The organism is Methylobacterium fujisawaense, from assembly GCF_014138435.1.
Classification (GTDB): domain Bacteria; phylum Pseudomonadota; class Alphaproteobacteria; order Rhizobiales; family Beijerinckiaceae; genus Methylobacterium; species Methylobacterium fujisawaense.
Map to the genome: position 1 here is coordinate 361,831 of NZ_JACJIM010000006.1, position 14,975 is coordinate 376,805.

Genomic DNA, 14,975 nt, shown 5'->3' on the forward strand with positions numbered 1-14,975 from the left:
CGGTCGACGGATCGCGTGCCTCGAGCGCCAGCAGCTTGGGGCTGGTGTTCACAACGGGAGCGGGCAGGCGCGAATGGCAGACGTCGTAAGCTTCCCGGCCAGGCGCCATTCGTCCTGTGCGCTCTCGCCGTACCGGGCCTACCGGTTCGCGCCGGATGGGAGCGTCAGGTCGACCATCCCGATCGAGGCCGCCAGCGACGCGGACGCGACGGAACGTGCCCTCTGCCTGAGCGACGGAGACCGCGTCGAACTCTGGTCGCGGGCCCGCTTCATAGCCCATGTGGGACCCCTGGACGGTCCGATCGCGACCTCGATCGCGCTGATTGAGGACGAGCCGTCGCCGGATCCGTGAGCGCGGCTTTTCGCGCGTGACGCTCAGCCGGGCGTGAGATCCCGACGCCTGCGACAGGCCCGAGATTCAGGCCGGTCCTCTTGACCGTGCCGGCACCCCATTCAGCCCTCGGTCGGTCCGATGGTGTCGGCCGCATGGGCCTCGCGCGAGCCGAGCGGCTTCGGCTGCCCCCGCGTGCTGTCGCGCGCCGTCTGGCGTTCGATCTCGGCGTTCAACTTGGCCCCCAGAAGCACGATCACGACCGAGAACCAGATCCACGTCATGAACCCGACGCCTGCGCCGAGCGAACCGTAGATCCTGTTGTAGCTGTCGAAGCTGGCCACGTACCAGGAGAACGAGACCGAGGCACAGACCCAGGTGATGGCCGCGGCGACGCCGCCCCAACTCACCCACCGCCACTTGGCCTCGCGCCGGCTGGGTCCGTACCGATACGTCACGGCCAAGCCGAGGCTGACGAGGATCAGCAGCCCCGGCCAGCGCACGAGGCGCAGCGTGACGTCGGTCAGCACACCCAGGCCGAGCTGGTCGAGCGCGAGCGGCAGGATGACGACCAATCCGGTGGCCGTCAGGGCGAACACGATGCCGCTCAACGTGAACAGGAAGGTGGTGGCATAGAAGCGCACCAGCGAACGCTTCTCCCGCTCCCTGTAGATCACATTGAGCGCATCGAAGAGGGCGCTCACGCCCGAGTTCGCACTCCAGAAGGCGATCAACACGCTCACCAGCGAGGCCGTGCTGAGCGCGCCGGCGCTCTGCTGGGCGACGCGTATGAGCTGGTCGGACAGGAGGGCGAGGACGCCGCTCGGCAGGACGCCCGAGAGGAGGCTCAGGTGCTCGCTGATGACGTGCGGGTCGGAGAACAGGCTGTAGACCGACACGATGGTCGCCAAAGCCGGGAAGGTCGACAGAAGGGTGAAGAAGGCGACGCCCCCGGCCGTGGTGAAGATGCGGTCGCGCGGGAAGGAGTACAGGATCCTCCAGAGGACGTCCTTCCACCCCAGGGCCGGGATCTGGGCCGGATCATCCGCGGTTCGCCCGCGACCGGGTTCGCGCGCGCGGCTCCGGGCGCGGCTGAGGCTTCCCGTGTCAGGCCGGCGCGTGCTGACGGAGCGCCAATCCTCGCCCTCGTCCTCGCCCTCGTCGTGGTTCTGGTCCGGGCTCACGAGGGATCCTGCGCAGCGCCTTGACCCGGGCGCACTCTACGTCGTTCCGGCCGGCCGCCAATCGCGTCGGCCGTTGCGCCGCATTGAAGCAGACCTTCGGCGTCAGGCCCATCATCGCCATGCGTCGAGGCCCGCCCGAGGTCCCGCAACGGACACGGAGCGCGCCGGCCGGGAAGCCGGGTCGCCCGCCCGTTCCTGCCTTGTCAGATCGACGGCTGCGCGACGCCGCAGCGCCACCATCCTGCGGTCGATCGGCCGAATCGGCTGTGCTCGGCTTCGATACGGCGCCGGTTCAGGCCGGGCCGGGCGCTTCTTCCGTCGTCACGCGAAACCCGGTGAGATCGTTGGGCCCGAAGGTGAGCGTCAACGGCACGTCCGCGGCGTCGCGCCCATAGGCGATCAGGATCCGGCCGATCCGGGAGCTGTTGTTGCGAGGGTCGAAGGTATGCCAACGGCCACCGAGATACACTTCCATCCAGGCGGCGAAATCACCGGGCGCATGCGGCACCGGCAGGCCGATGTCGCTGACATAGCCGTTGCAGTAGCGCGTCGGGATGTTGAGGCAGCGGCAGAACGCGATCGCCAAATGCGCATAGTCGCGGCAGACGCCCCGCTGCTCCTCGAAGACATCGAAGGCCGTGCGGGTTGCACGCGCGTGCTCATACCCGAAGGCGATCCGATCATGCACATAGTCGCAGATCGCCTGCACCCGTCCCCAGCCGGGCGGGACATGTCCGAACAGATCCCACGCGATGGCGGAGAGGCGATCCGTCTCGCAGTACCGGCTGCCGAGGAGAAACAGCACGCTGTCCGAAGGCAGCTTCTCGACCGGGATCTCCGGAGCGTCGAGTTCCTGCAGATCCCCGCTGCCGTGGTCCCGCACGACCGTGTCGGTCTTGAGCATGAAGCGCCCCGCCGGAGCGACCATACGGGAACACCAATTCCCGAAGCTGTCGCGATAGCCCTCCAGGGGAACGGCCGGGCTCGTGATCAGGTAATCGGGCCGTTCGAGGTCAGGGAAGCGCGATGCGTGGACGTTGAGCGTCGCGATGACGGGCGTGGGCTGCGGAAACTCGTAAGTCATCTCGCAGCCGACAAGAATGCGCATGTGCTCTCTCCTCGATGGCAACCGCGAGATCGGCGCGGGTCATGCCGACAGGACGAATTTCGCAGGGCCCTCGTCGGCGCGATCGCCCTGCGAGCCAACGCATCCGTCACGAGGATGAGGCGCCCGGAGCGAACGGCACAAGCTTGCCGGTTTCAGCCCGGCGGAGGCGGCAGCGGTCGATAGCGACAGAAGGTCGGTCCAGCCCGTCGATCCACCCCCTCGTGTTGCGCCGAAGCGCCCTCCGGCGATCCGCCTGTCGGCGTGCCGGAGGGCGCTTCGGACCTGTTTCGGCCGGTTAGAAATCCATGCCGCCCATGCCGCCCATGCCGCCGCCGGCGGGCATGGCCGGGGCCTCCTTGCGCGGCGCCTCGGAGATCATCGCCTCGGTGGTCACCAGCAGGCCGGCGACCGAGGCCGCGCCCTGAATGGCCGCGCGCACCACCTTGGCCGGGTCGACGATGCCGGCCTTGAGCATGTCGACATACTCTTCGGTCTGGGCGTTGAAGCCGTAGGTCTCCGAGCTGTTGGCCAGGATCTTACCGACCACGATCGAGCCCTCGACGCCCGAGTTCTGGGCGATCTGGCGGATCGGGGCCTCGAGAGCCTTGAGGACGATCTTGATGCCGGCCTGGACGTCGGGGTTGTCGTTCGCGAGCCCCTGGACGGCGGCCTTGGCGCGCAGGAGCGCGGTGCCGCCGCCGGGGACGATGCCTTCCTCGACCGCCGCGCGGGTGGCGTGCAGCGCGTCGTCGACGCGGTCCTTCTTCTCCTTGACCTCGACCTCGGTCGAACCGCCGACGCGGATCACCGCGACGCCGCCCGCGAGCTTGGCCAGACGCTCCTGGAGCTTCTCGCGGTCGTAGTCCGAGGTGGTCTCCTCGATCTGCGCCTTGATCTGGCTGATCCGGCCCTCGATGTCGGCCTTCTCGCCGGCGCCGTCGATGATCGTGGTGGTCTCCTTCTCGATCCGCACGCGCTTGGCGCGGCCGAGCATCGGGAGCGTCACGTTCTCGAGCTTGATGCCGAGGTCCTCGGCGATCATCTGGCCCTTGGTCAGGATCGCGATGTCCTCGAGCATCGCCTTGCGGCGGTCACCGAAGCCCGGCGCCTTCACGGCCGCGACCTTCAGGCCGCCGCGCAGCTTGTTCACCACCAGGGTGGCCAGCGCCTCGCCCTCGATGTCCTCGGCGATGATCAGGAGCGGCTTGCCGGTCTGGACCACGGCCTCGAGCACCGGCAGCATGGCCTGGAGCGAGGAGAGCTTCTTCTCGTGGATGAGGATGTAGGGGTCTTCCAGCTCGGCGACCATCTTCTCCGCATTCGTGATGAAGTACGGGGACAGGTAGCCGCGGTCGAACTGCATGCCTTCGACGACGTCGAGTTCGGTCTCGGCGGTCTTGGCCTCTTCGACCGTGATGACGCCCTCGTTGCCCACCTTCTGCATGGCGTGGGCGATCATCTCGCCGATCTCCTTGTCGCCGTTGGCGGAGATCGTGCCGACCTGGGCGATCTCCTCGGACGAGGCGACCTTGCGGGAGCGCGCGCCGATATCCTTCACGACCGCGGCCACGGCCAGATCGATGCCGCGCTTCAGGTCCATCGGGTTCATGCCGGCGGCGACGTACTTCACGCCCTCCCGGACGATGGAGGCCGCGAGAACGGTCGCGGTCGTCGTGCCGTCACCGGCGGTGTCGCTCGACTTGGAGGCCACTTCGCGCACCATCTGGGCGCCCATGTTCTCGAACTTGTCGACGAGCTCGATCTCCTTGGCGACGGTGACGCCGTCCTTGGTGATGCGCGGGGCGCCGAAGCTCTTCTCGATCACGACGTTGCGGCCCTTCGGGCCCAGCGTCACCTTCACCGCACTGGCGAGCAGTTCGACACCGCGCAGCATCTTCTCGCGGGCATCGACCGAAAAGCGAACGTCTTTGGCGGACATGGTGGAGCACTCGTCATCTGTCGTTTGGCCCTGAGGCGCGCCACAGCGGGCGCCTCGAAGGGCAGATCGTCGTGAGGCTCTGAGCGGCCTGATCCGCGCTAGGCGACGATACCCAGGATGTCGGATTCCTTCATGATCAGGAGGTCCTGACCGTCGATCTTGACCTCGGTGCCGGACCACTTGCCGAACAGGACGCGGTCGCCGGCCTTCACCTCGAGCGGGTTGATCTTGCCCGCCTCGTCGCGCACGCCCGGTCCAGCGGCGACGACCTCGCCCTCCTGCGGCTTCTCCTTGACCGTATCGGGAATGATGATGCCGCCCTTGGTCTTCTCCTCGCCTTCGATGCGACGGAGGACCACGCGGTCGTGCAGCGGACGGAATTTCATCGTGGTATCCTGATCGTTCCCAAGCGAGATCCAACCGACATGATTGGCGCTGTCGCGGGAAAGGCTACGGCGAGACTGTCATCGCCGCCCGATCGACGCATTGTTAGCACTCACCGAGTGGAAGTGCTAATCTTATGAATGGGCCGGGGACCGGCTCATCCGGGCATTGGGGCGCGCGCCTTCGCGGCCGCTCCCGATTGACCCGCGCGGCGACACGACCGTCCGCCTCCCGTGGGTATGGCCAAGGGAGACGGCGCAGGGAGACGGCGCAAGGCGACGGTCCTTGCACTCGGCCGGGCATCGACGTGCGCCTGGCGGCGGAGGGCTGGCCAGGCGCAGGATGCCATGTCATGGGCAGGGCGGTGATCGATCATCCCCCTTCCTTCCAGCCCCTGTCGCTTGCAAGCTTGGGCTGGTCCGACTTCTTCGAAGTCCAGCGTGAACCCCACGAGGCCGATCTCGCCCCGATGCGGATCGCGACGCTTCACCGGTCTCGCTTGACCGCCCTGTCGGAGGCCGGATCCGTCGAACTGACGCTCGCGATCCACGCCAGCACGAGCGACTTCACCGTGGGCGATTGGGTTCTCGTCGATCCGCGAACCCAGACCGTGCATCGCCGTCTCAGCCGCAGGACGGTCATGGAGCGCCGCACCGAAGGCAGCCGGACCCTTCAGGCCGCTGCGGCCAATGTCGACACGCTGTTCATCGTCACCTCCTGCAACGCCGATTTCAATCCGGCGCGACTGGAGCGCTATCTGGCTCTGGCCAATCAAGGCGGCACCAACCCGGTGATCCTCCTCACCAAGGCCGACACGACAGCCGATCTGGGAACCTACCAGCGCCAAGCGTCCGAGTTGCAGCGCGGGCTCGACGTCGTAACCCTCAACCCCCGTCTCTCCGCGGCCGCAGACGCCCTCGCTCCGTGGTGTGGGCTGGGGCAGACCGTGGCGCTGGTCGGCTCCTCCGGCGTCGGCAAATCGACGCTGGTGAACACGCTGGTCGGTCCCGGTCAGGCCCAGGCCCAGCTGACCGGCGGCATTCGCGAGCACGATGCCAAGGGCCGCCATACGACCACGTCGCGTTCGCTGCATGCCATCGCCGACGGCGGCTGGGTCATCGACACGCCGGGGATGCGCACGCTGCACGTCAGCGGCGCCGCGGAAGGGATCGAAACGCTGTTCGCCGAGATCATCGAACGCGCGCCCCTGTGCCGATACCGCGACTGCACCCACACAAGCGAACCCGGGTGCGCCGTGCAGGCTGCCGTCGCGGACGGCAGCCTCGCACCTGAGCGGCTGATCCGTTGGCGCAAGCTGTTCGATGAGAACCGGACCAATACACCGACACCGGCTGGTCCACGCAGCCACCGACGTCCTCGCAGGTAGGCTGCGGCCCTGACTGTCCCGCTGCCGCGAGAGCGGGCGCCGGCGGCGCGCTCCGTGCTATGACGCCGGCATGACGCGCTGACCCTTCGCCCACACCCGTGGCAATCCAGGCTGCGAAGGCGGCCTCCTGTTCGGGTGGATCGATACGGTCTCGTCACAACGACCGGACATGCCGGAACCCTGAGTGGCTGGATAAGGTGAGCGTGACCGGAGACCAATCGGACGCGTTGCGCCCGCGACGCGTCGCCGTGCTCGGTGGCACCGGGACGATCGGGCGCGCGACGGTGCGCGCGCTGGTGTCACGGGGCCATGACGTGGTCTGCTTCGTCAGGCGTCGCGCCGACATCGACGACCCGTCAGGGCCGCCCGCTTGCTCCCGACTGCCTCCGGGCGCGACCGCAAGGGTGGTGGATGTGACCGATCCATCGTCCCTCGCCGAGGCGGGTTTCCGCGGCGAGCCGTTCGACGTCCTGGTCTCGTGTCTCGCCTCGCGCACGGGCTTGCCCGACGACGCCTGGGCGATCGATTATCGCGCGCATGTGAGTGCTTTGCACGCCGGGAAGGCGGCCGGCGTGACCCACGTCATCCTTCTCTCGGCGATCTGCGTCCAGAAGCCGGTCCTGGCGTTCCAGCACGCCAAGCGCGCGTTCGAGGGCGTTCTGGCCGCGTCGGGCCTCGATTACACGATCGTACGACCAACGGCCTTCTTCAAATCGCTCTCGGGGCAAATCGATCGTTTGAAACGCGGGAAGTCGTTCCTGATTTTCGGCGACGGTACGCTGACGGCCTGCAAGCCGATCAGCGACGACGACTTGGGCACCTACATTGCCGAGTGCCTCGACGACCCGGACCGGCGCAATCGCGTGCTGCCGATCGGCGGCCCGGGCGAAGCTGTGACCCCGAAGGCGCAGGGCGAGCAGCTCTTCGCCTTGCTCGGGCGCGAAGCGCGATTCACGCATGTGCCCGTGGCCCTTCTGGACGTCATCATAGTCACTCTGGCCATGCTCGGACGGCTGGTTCCGACGTTGGCAGCCAAGGCCGAACTCGCGCGCATCGGGCGCTACTACGCGACGGAATCTATGCTCGTTCTGGATCCGGTGACGGGCCAATATGATGCGCGCGCCACACCGTCGACCGGCTCTGAAACTCTCTTCGACTATTATGCGCGCGTGATCCGAGGCGAGGCCGTTGCCGAGCGCGGCGACCACGCCGTGTTCTGACGGCGCGCCGTCTGGACGCCCGCAAGCGGGCCGCAGGGCCGCCCAAGCGGGGCGGAAGCCGACGCGCCGACCGGCGTCAGCTTCTCCGCTCCGCCCACGTCGAGGCAGCCTGACCATCGTCGGCCGGAACCGGCGGGCGCCGGTGATCGTCTGAGAGCCTTGGTCGGGTGGATTGCGGCCGGCCTGCTCCCGAGCCGGGGGTGGAGCGAACAGGCACGACCGCCGCGTCCTCGCGCGCCTGACCACAGGTCTCCCGGGGCTGCTGCTGCAACGGGGCGTGGGCGGTCGCGGACCACGTTGCCGACCGGTCTTGGGGCGGATCTGCCAGCCATCGCCTGCCGGGGTGACCGGGCGAATGTGTCTCAGATCGACAGCCCGGCTTGGAGAACGATGTTGGGTCCAGGACCGAACCGACGTGTGAGACGAGGATGTCGTTCATGAGGGTTGCACTCTTCGCCGTCGCGGCCTGCTTGGCCTCCCCCCTCGGCGCCGCCGAGGATGCGGGACAGACGGTCGCCAGCGAGGGCGACTGGGTGCTCAGGAAGGCCGGTCACCCGTCGAGCGGGGACGCTGCCTGCATCCTGGCGCCGAAGACCCGATCGCGCATCCAGATCGTCGGCGACCGGCTCGAGGTGACGGGTCTGCCGAAGAATTCCATCTTCAACTATCAGTATCGGATCGACGACGGGCCGGTGTCGAACGCAATGTTTCCCACGGCGCAGATGCAGGAAATCGGGGTGATTTCGCTGAATGGCGATGTGCTCAAGAGCATCCTGAACGGCCGACGATTCAGCATCCGCCTGCTCGACAGATGGCACGAAGCCATCACGGAGGAGATCAGCCTCGCCGGCCTGCGCAGCCTGCGCGACCAGCGCGCGGACGCCTGCAAGTCGTCAGGGGCCGAGGGACAGCCGAGCCGAGCGCCCGGCTCCGGGTGAACGCCTCGGTCCCGTTCGGCACCCAGGTCATCCTGCCGGTCCGGCCGCGATCTCTCGCGGCACATCCGCGGATGCGCGTCGATCTCGCCGAGCACAAGGGCCTGTCCGGCGACGTAGTGCGCCTGATGGCGCTCGGCGGCGCCGGCCTCGCACGGTTCGGCCGGTCCTACGTCTCCGCGGATCTCGCCGCAGGGCGGCTCGCGCCGGTGCTGGAGCCGTTCAGTCCCGCCATTGCCGACCGGTGCCGACGTCTTACCTGCTGCGCCTAACGACAGGCCTCGACGCGGCGTCGGGGGGGAGAGGACATCATGAAGAGTCTCACCGCCACCCTGGCGGCGGCATTGTCCATCGCGCTTGCGAACGACGCGGCGCGCGCGGCCGAGCCCTCCGCCGCGCCGGCGCCTGCCATCGAGCAGGTCGCACAATTCGACGGCGCCATGCCGACGGGCATCACTGTCGCGCCCAACGGGCGGATGTTCGTGAATTTCCCGCAATGGGGCGACAACGCGCCCTTCACCGTGGGGGAGGTGGTGAACGGGACGACGGTGCCCTATCCCGAGCTCGCGACGAACCAGCCCGATCCGGCCGCCCCGGCCGCGCATTTCATCTCCGTGCAGAGCGTCGTCGCCGACGGCGCGAACCGGCTCTGGGTGCTGGATACGGCCGCGCCCGGCTTCCGCACGCCGCAGCCGGGCGGTGCCAAGCTGGTGGCGATCGACCTGGCCACGAACACGATCGTCCGTACCATCGTCCTGCCCGACAGCGTCGTTTTGCCGACGACCTATCTCAACGACGTCCGCTTCGACCTGCGCCAGGGCGAGGCCGGCGTCGCCTACATCACCGACAGTTCCAACGCGGGCATTGGCGGGATCATCGTGGTGGACCTCGCCACCGGAAAGGCATTCCGCCGCCTCTCCGGCCATGCGAGCACCGCGCCGGAGCCCGACTTCACCCCCGTCGTCGATGGCGAGCCGCTGATGAACCGCCCCGCCAACGGGCCGGCGAAGCCAGTCCGCGTCGCCAGCGATGCCATCGCGCTCTCGGCGGACGGGTCGCTGCTCTATTACGGCCCGCTCTCCGGCCGGACGCTCTATGCCGTGCCGACCGCCGCCTTGCGCGATCCCCGGGTGAGCGAGGCTGATCTCGCCGGCCAGATCCGCGACATGGGCGCCAAGGGCGCCTCGGACGGGATCGCCGAAGACGATCGCGGCCGGGTCTTCGCCGGCGATTACGAGCACAACGCCATCCGCGTGCTCGACCAGGGCAAGTGGTCCACCGTGGTCACCGATCCGGCCATCAGCTGGCCCGATACGCTGTCGATCGGGCGCGACGGTTACCTGTACTTCACCGCCAACCAGTTGCACCGGCAAGCGGGCTTCCACGAAGGCCGCGACCTTCGCCGCAAGCCCTACGCGGTGCTGCGCATCCGGATCGACAGCGGGCCCGTCCTCCTGACCCGCCCCTGAGACCGCGTCGCGGCTGAGGCCTGCGCCGGATCGCGTGGACGTTCTCCGGCGACAGATCCGACGCCCGGCTGCCGTGATGACGGACCTCGCCGCGCCTCGCCGGGGAGCCTTCTCGAGGGGGCGAGATCGGCGAACCGAAAGGCTGCCCGGCATGACCCCGTGCCAGAGCCTCCCCACGACCTTGAGCGCGGGGGCGCTGCCGCCAAGCTCCAGGGCCGGAAGCTGCGGCGGCGGGGACGGTTCCGGGATCCGCCCGTTCGGCTCCATGGATCCGCGTTGCGGCGGTGGACGATCGGCGCGCGAGAAAGCACTCTTGATCGCGTCATGCTGGCGTCGGATCTTCAGGATCCCGTCCGCCTTTTGCAGCGTCCCGATGCACACGAGCGGCGGTCCACAGGGGCGACGGCGTGCGGGTACGATCAATGATCCCGGCGGGCCCGTGGGGGGGCAGATACGGGCCCGCCGGGCCATCACACGCGAGTTTGGAAGCGCGTGCGATCTTCTGGACGTCTCTGGAGACGGCGTCCTTATGTCGAGCGGGGCGTTGCGGCCGCATTATCGACGGTGACCACGGCCGGCCCTGTGACGGCCTTTTCCGGCCGCTGCACCCGGAACCACAGGGCGTACAGGGCGGGCAGGAACAGGAGCGTCAGGACCGTACCGACACCGACGCCGCCGATGAGAACGTAGGCTAGCGCACCCCAGAACACCGAGTGGGTCAACGGGATGAAGGCCAGCATCGCAGCCGCCGCCGTCAGGATGACGGGCCGCGCCCGGCGCACGGTCGATTCCACGATGGCCTCATAATCCCCGAGGCCCGCCGCTTGGTCGTGGTGGATCTGGTCCACCAAGATCAGCGTGTTCCGCATGAGGATGCCCGACAGCGCGATCAGCCCGAGGATCGCGTTGAAGCCGAAGGGTTGGTGGAAGACCAACAGGGTCGGCGCGGCGCCGACGAGGCCCAGCGGTGCGGTGGCAAAGACCATGAACATGGTGGCGAACGAGCGCACCTGGATCATGATCACCGTCAGCGTCACGATGAGCATGATGGGGAACACCGCCACCAGCGACAGCATCGCCTTCTCGCTCTCCTCCACGGAGCCTGCCGTGTCGATGCGGTAGCCCGGCGGCAGCTTGGCTTTGATCGGCGCCAGCAGCGGAACGACCTGGGCGTGGATGTCGGGCGGCTGCTTGCCGTCGAGCACGTCGCCCTGCACGCGGATGTAGGTCTCACGGTTGTAGCGCTTCAGGACCGCATCCTCGGTGCGGCTCTCCAAGCGCGCCACCTGCGAGACCGGCACCTGGCGCCCGTCCTTCGTCGCCAGCGTCAGGTCGCCGATCTCCCCCAGCGAGCGCCGCTCGGGGCCGGGGCTGCGCAGGAGGACGTCGACGGAACGCAGGTTCTCCCGGACCTGGGTGGCGGGCGTGCCGTTGAGGTAGCTCTGCAGCTGCTGGCCGGCCTCCTTGGGCGTCAAGCCGATCAAGCGCACGCGCTCTTGGTCGAGGGCAAGGTGGAGGCTCGGGGTCTTGTCGCCCCAGTCGAGATGGACCATGCGCATGTTGGGGTTCGTGGCCATCGCTTGGGCGACCTCACCGGCGATGCCGCGAATGATGTCGAGGTCGGGTCCCACGACGCGGAAGGCGACGGGGAAGCGGACCGGTGGTCCGAACACGATCTGGAGGACCCGCACACGGGCTTCAGGAAAGCGGCCGTCCTCGACGAGCTTGCGCACCTTGCCCCGGAGGGCGTCGCGGGCATGGGAATCGGCGGTCTGCACCACGATCTGCGCGAAGGCGGGATCGGGCAGTTCCGGGTCGAAAGAGAGCACGAAGCGCGGCATGCCCTGGCCGATATAGCTCGTGATCTCACGCGCCTCGGGCAACTCGCGAACCGCCGCCTCAATCCGCTTGACGCTGGCCTCGGTGGTGGCGAAGGCCGAGCCCGCCGGCAGGGTGACCTCGACGATGAGTTCGGGGCGCTCCGAATTCGGGAAGAATTGCTGCTCGACCTTGCCCATGGCCACGACGGCGAGTGCGAACAACCCCACCGTGATGCCGGCGGCGATCCACTTATGGTCGACGGACAGGCGCACGACGCGGCGCAGGCGTTGGTAGTTCTTCGTGGCGTAGATGGCGTCGTGCCCGCCCTCGACCTTCTCGATGTTGGGCAAGAGCTTGACGCCCAGATAGGGCGTGAAGGTCACGGCCACGATCCATGAGACGATCAGCGAGAAGGCCACCACCCAGAAGATGTTTCCGGCGTACTCGCCCGCCGTCGACGCGGCGAAGCCCACGGGCAGGAAGCCCGCGATGGTGACCAGCGTGCCGGTGAGCATCGGCGCGGCCGTGGCGCTCCAGGCGTAGGTCGCGGCCTCGATCCGGTCGGCGCCTTCCTCCATGCGCACCACCATCATCTCGATGGCGATGATGGCGTCGTCGACGAGGAGGCCCAGCGAGATGATGAGGGCGCCGAGGGTGATGCGGTCGAAGTCACGGCCCGTGACCATCATCACCACGAACACCGCCGAGAGCGTCAGCGGCACGGCCAGCGCCACCACGATGCCGACGCGGAAGCCCAGAGCCACCAGCGACACAAGGATGACCACACCGAGCGCGGTGAAGAACTTCACCATGAACTCGTTGATGGCGTCGTCGATGACCTTCGCCTGGTCGGTGATTTTCGTGAACGTGATGCCGACCGGCGTCTCGTGGTGGATCGCCACTTCCTCGGCGTTCAGCGCCGCGCCGAGCTTGAGGCCGTTGTAGCCGGGCTTCATCACGAGGCCGAGCATCAGGGCCGGCGCGCCGTCGTTACGGATCTCGAAGGTCTTCGGGTCCTCGTAGCCGCGCTTCACCGCGGCGATGTCGCCGAGCTTGAGGCTGCGGTCGCCGACGGCCACCGGGAGGTTGCGGATCGCGTCGAGCCCGTCGATGGCGCCGTCTAGGCGCAGGTACACCCGCGGGCCGTCGGCCTCGACGAAGCCAGCCGGCGTCACGTCGTTCTGGTTGGCGAGCGCCGCCAGCAGTTGCTGGCCGTTGATGCCGAGCGTGGCGAGACGCTGGTAGGAGATCTCGACGAAGATCTTCTGCGCCTGCTCGCCTAGGATGTTGATCTTCTCGACGCCCGGCACCCGCAGCAGGCGCTGCCGCAGGTCCTCGGCGCGAAGCACCAGTTGACGGTGCGGCAAACCCCTGGCCTGGAGCGCATAGAGAGAGAAGTAGACGTCCGAGAACTCGTCGTTGAACAGCGGCCCGAGCACGCCGCGCGGCAGGCTGGAAGCCTGGTCGGAGAGCTTCTTGCGCGTCTGGTAGAACTCCGACTGAAGTTTCGCCGGAGGCATGTTGTCCTTGAAGAAGACCTTCATCAGCAACAGTCCGGGCCGGGTCGTCGTCTCGACACGGTCGTAGTAAGCGAGTTCCTGCAGCCGCTTCTCGAGCGGGTCGGCGACCTGCCGCTGCATCTCGGCGGTCGTCGCCCCAGGCCATGCGGCCGAGACGGCCATTGTCTTCACCGCGAAACTCGGGTCCTCGCCACGCCCGAGCTTTTGGAAGGCGAAGAAGCCGGCACCCGTCAGGGCAATCAGCAGGAACAGGGTGACGGCCCGCTCGCGGACGGCCACGGCCGAGAGGTTGAAGCGGCTCATCGGGCCACCCCGGTCATGCTGACCGGCGCTTGCCGCACCTTCTGGTCGGCTTTGAGGAGATGGGCGCCGAGGGCTACGATCCGGTCGCCGGGGTTCAGGCCGGCCACGATCTCGACCCGCTCCTCGCCCATTCGGGCGACCTGCACCATCTGCGGCCGCACGGTCTCGGTCGCGACGTCGTAGCGCCAGACCGCGGTGCCGCGGCCCTGGTCGAACAGCGCCGCGAGGGGAACCTCCACGCTCGCTGTGCGGACCGCCGCATGGGCCTTGAGCTGCAGGGTGACGGTGGCGCCGAGCGGCGCCGCCTCGCCGTCTCCCGAGAGGATGTAGCGCGCCCGGTAGGTGCGCGTGGCCGGGTCGGCGGTGGCGGACAATTCGCGCAGTCGGGCCGGATAGGTCGCCGCGTCCTCGGAATAGAGCGTGGCGGAAGCCTCGCCCTGAGCGGCGCGCCGGCTGCCCTCGGGTATGAACACTTCCGCCTCGCGCGCCCCGTCGCGAGCGAGCTTGACCACGGTCTGGCCGGCGGCGACCACCTCCCCAGGATAGGAGGGCACTTCCATGACGACGCCGTCGGCATCGGCCTTGAGCTCAGCATACCCCGCTTGGTTCTCGATCTGGCTGGCTTGGGCTTCGGCATTGGCGAACTGGGCGATGGCCGCGTCGGCCGCGCCCTTGTTCTGGTCGTAGGTCTGCTTGGAGGTCCAGCCGTCCGAGACGAGCTTACGGCTGCGCTCCTCGTCGGCCTTGGCCTTGATCATCTGGGCGCGGGCGGCATCGACGGAAGCGCGCGCCGCGTTGAGCGCGAGGGTGAAGTCGGTTCGGTCGAGGCGCATCAGCGGCTGGCCGAGGCGCACGCGGTCACCAGGATCGACGAGGCGCTCGAAGATCTTGCCTCCCACCCGGAAGCCGAGGTTGCTCTCGGTGCGCGCCCGGATCACGCCCGTATAACGGGAGACCGCGCCGGGGCTCGGGACGACTTCGGCGATCTGCACCAGGGGCGGCTCGGGGCTGACCGCTGTCTCGGCGGGCGAGCAGGCCGCCAGGGCCAATCCGGTCAGTCCGACCATCCATCGCGCGTCCATTGGCGATTCCCCGTAACCTTTTGAGGGGTTTTGATATGATAGTCGTCATCTATTCCGGCTCGGTTCCATCGTCAATGGCCCGTGCTGCCGCCCATTCCGGGGGACACGATCACGGGAGGCCGGGGCCACGCGATGGGCTCCATGGCGACCGGCGACCTTGGGGGCAGGGGACGCACACGGCCGGGGTCGGGTCCGGGAGATCGCTCCGGATCGTCGCGCTGCGTTGAAGCTCAAGGCCGCGGCCTGCCACGCGGAAGGCGTGGCTCCTCTGGCAGCGCCGAGCAAGACCGCG

The 14,975-nt window shown here is 68.2% G+C and carries 12 protein-coding genes; 6 read left to right on the top strand and 6 right to left on the bottom strand.

Going from position 1 to position 14,975, the window contains the following annotated elements:
• Positions 1-73: 73 nt before the first annotated feature.
• Positions 74-352, top strand: coding sequence for a hypothetical protein (locus GGQ91_RS20380; RefSeq protein WP_043356826.1), 279 nt, complete (start codon positions 74-76; stop codon positions 350-352).
• Positions 353-453: 101 nt separating this feature from the next.
• Here GGQ91_RS20380 and GGQ91_RS20385 read toward each other — a convergent pair whose 3' ends face one another.
• The 4 genes from GGQ91_RS20385 to GGQ91_RS20400 form a co-directional block, all read right to left on the bottom strand.
• Positions 454-1,515, bottom strand: a complete 1,062-nt coding sequence (locus GGQ91_RS20385; RefSeq protein WP_043356828.1) for a YihY/virulence factor BrkB family protein — start codon at positions 1,513-1,515, stop codon at positions 454-456.
• Between the two features lie 292 nt (positions 1,516-1,807).
• On the bottom strand, positions 1,808-2,623 hold the full coding sequence (locus tag GGQ91_RS20390; RefSeq protein ID WP_182592730.1) for a transglutaminase-like domain-containing protein: 816 nt from the start codon (positions 2,621-2,623) through the stop codon (positions 1,808-1,810).
• 295 nt (positions 2,624-2,918) lie between these two features.
• Positions 2,919-4,562, bottom strand: coding sequence for a chaperonin GroEL (gene groL / locus GGQ91_RS20395; protein WP_091994949.1), 1,644 nt, complete (start codon positions 4,560-4,562; stop codon positions 2,919-2,921).
• Positions 4,563-4,660: 98 nt separating this feature from the next.
• Positions 4,661-4,948 (bottom strand): co-chaperone GroES, encoded by a 288-nt coding sequence (locus GGQ91_RS20400; protein ID WP_043356833.1) that lies wholly within the window; start codon positions 4,946-4,948, stop codon positions 4,661-4,663.
• Positions 4,949-5,298: 350 nt separating this feature from the next.
• On the opposite strand from GGQ91_RS20400, the gene rsgA reads away from it, so the two are divergent.
• The 5 genes from rsgA to GGQ91_RS20425 all read left to right on the top strand — a co-directional run bounded on the left by rsgA (position 5,299) and on the right by GGQ91_RS20425 (position 9,957).
• The gene (gene rsgA / locus GGQ91_RS20405) at positions 5,299-6,333 is read left to right on the top strand and encodes a ribosome small subunit-dependent GTPase A (protein ID WP_182592731.1); all 1,035 of its coding nucleotides are present in this window, start codon (positions 5,299-5,301) and stop codon (positions 6,331-6,333) included.
• A gap of 248 nt (positions 6,334-6,581) precedes the next feature.
• Complete coding sequence (locus GGQ91_RS20410) at positions 6,582-7,553, top strand: NAD(P)H-binding protein (protein ID WP_182592785.1); 972 nt, start codon at positions 6,582-6,584, stop codon at positions 7,551-7,553.
• A 380-nt stretch (positions 7,554-7,933) separates the two neighbouring features.
• Entirely contained in the window at positions 7,934-8,491 is a 558-nt protein-coding gene (locus GGQ91_RS20415) for a hypothetical protein (protein ID WP_182592732.1), read from the top strand.
• Positions 8,488-8,760, top strand: a complete 273-nt coding sequence (locus tag GGQ91_RS20420) for a type 2 periplasmic-binding domain-containing protein (RefSeq protein ID WP_043346403.1) — start codon at positions 8,488-8,490, stop codon at positions 8,758-8,760. The genes GGQ91_RS20415 and GGQ91_RS20420 overlap by 4 nt, the downstream gene beginning before the upstream one ends.
• 39 nt (positions 8,761-8,799) lie before the next feature.
• Positions 8,800-9,957 (top strand): L-dopachrome tautomerase-related protein, encoded by a 1,158-nt coding sequence (locus GGQ91_RS20425; protein WP_043759412.1) that lies wholly within the window; start codon positions 8,800-8,802, stop codon positions 9,955-9,957.
• Positions 9,958-10,484: 527 nt separating this feature from the next.
• Here the strand turns inward: GGQ91_RS20425 and GGQ91_RS20430 are convergent.
• Together GGQ91_RS20430 and GGQ91_RS20435 are read right to left on the bottom strand one after the other, a co-directional pair.
• Positions 10,485-13,601, bottom strand: coding sequence for an efflux RND transporter permease subunit (locus GGQ91_RS20430; RefSeq protein WP_246410818.1), 3,117 nt, complete (start codon positions 13,599-13,601; stop codon positions 10,485-10,487).
• Positions 13,598-14,683, bottom strand: coding sequence for an efflux RND transporter periplasmic adaptor subunit (locus GGQ91_RS20435; protein WP_043759408.1), 1,086 nt, complete (start codon positions 14,681-14,683; stop codon positions 13,598-13,600). The genes GGQ91_RS20430 and GGQ91_RS20435 overlap by 4 nt, the downstream gene beginning before the upstream one ends.
• Positions 14,684-14,975 lie beyond the last annotated feature (292 nt).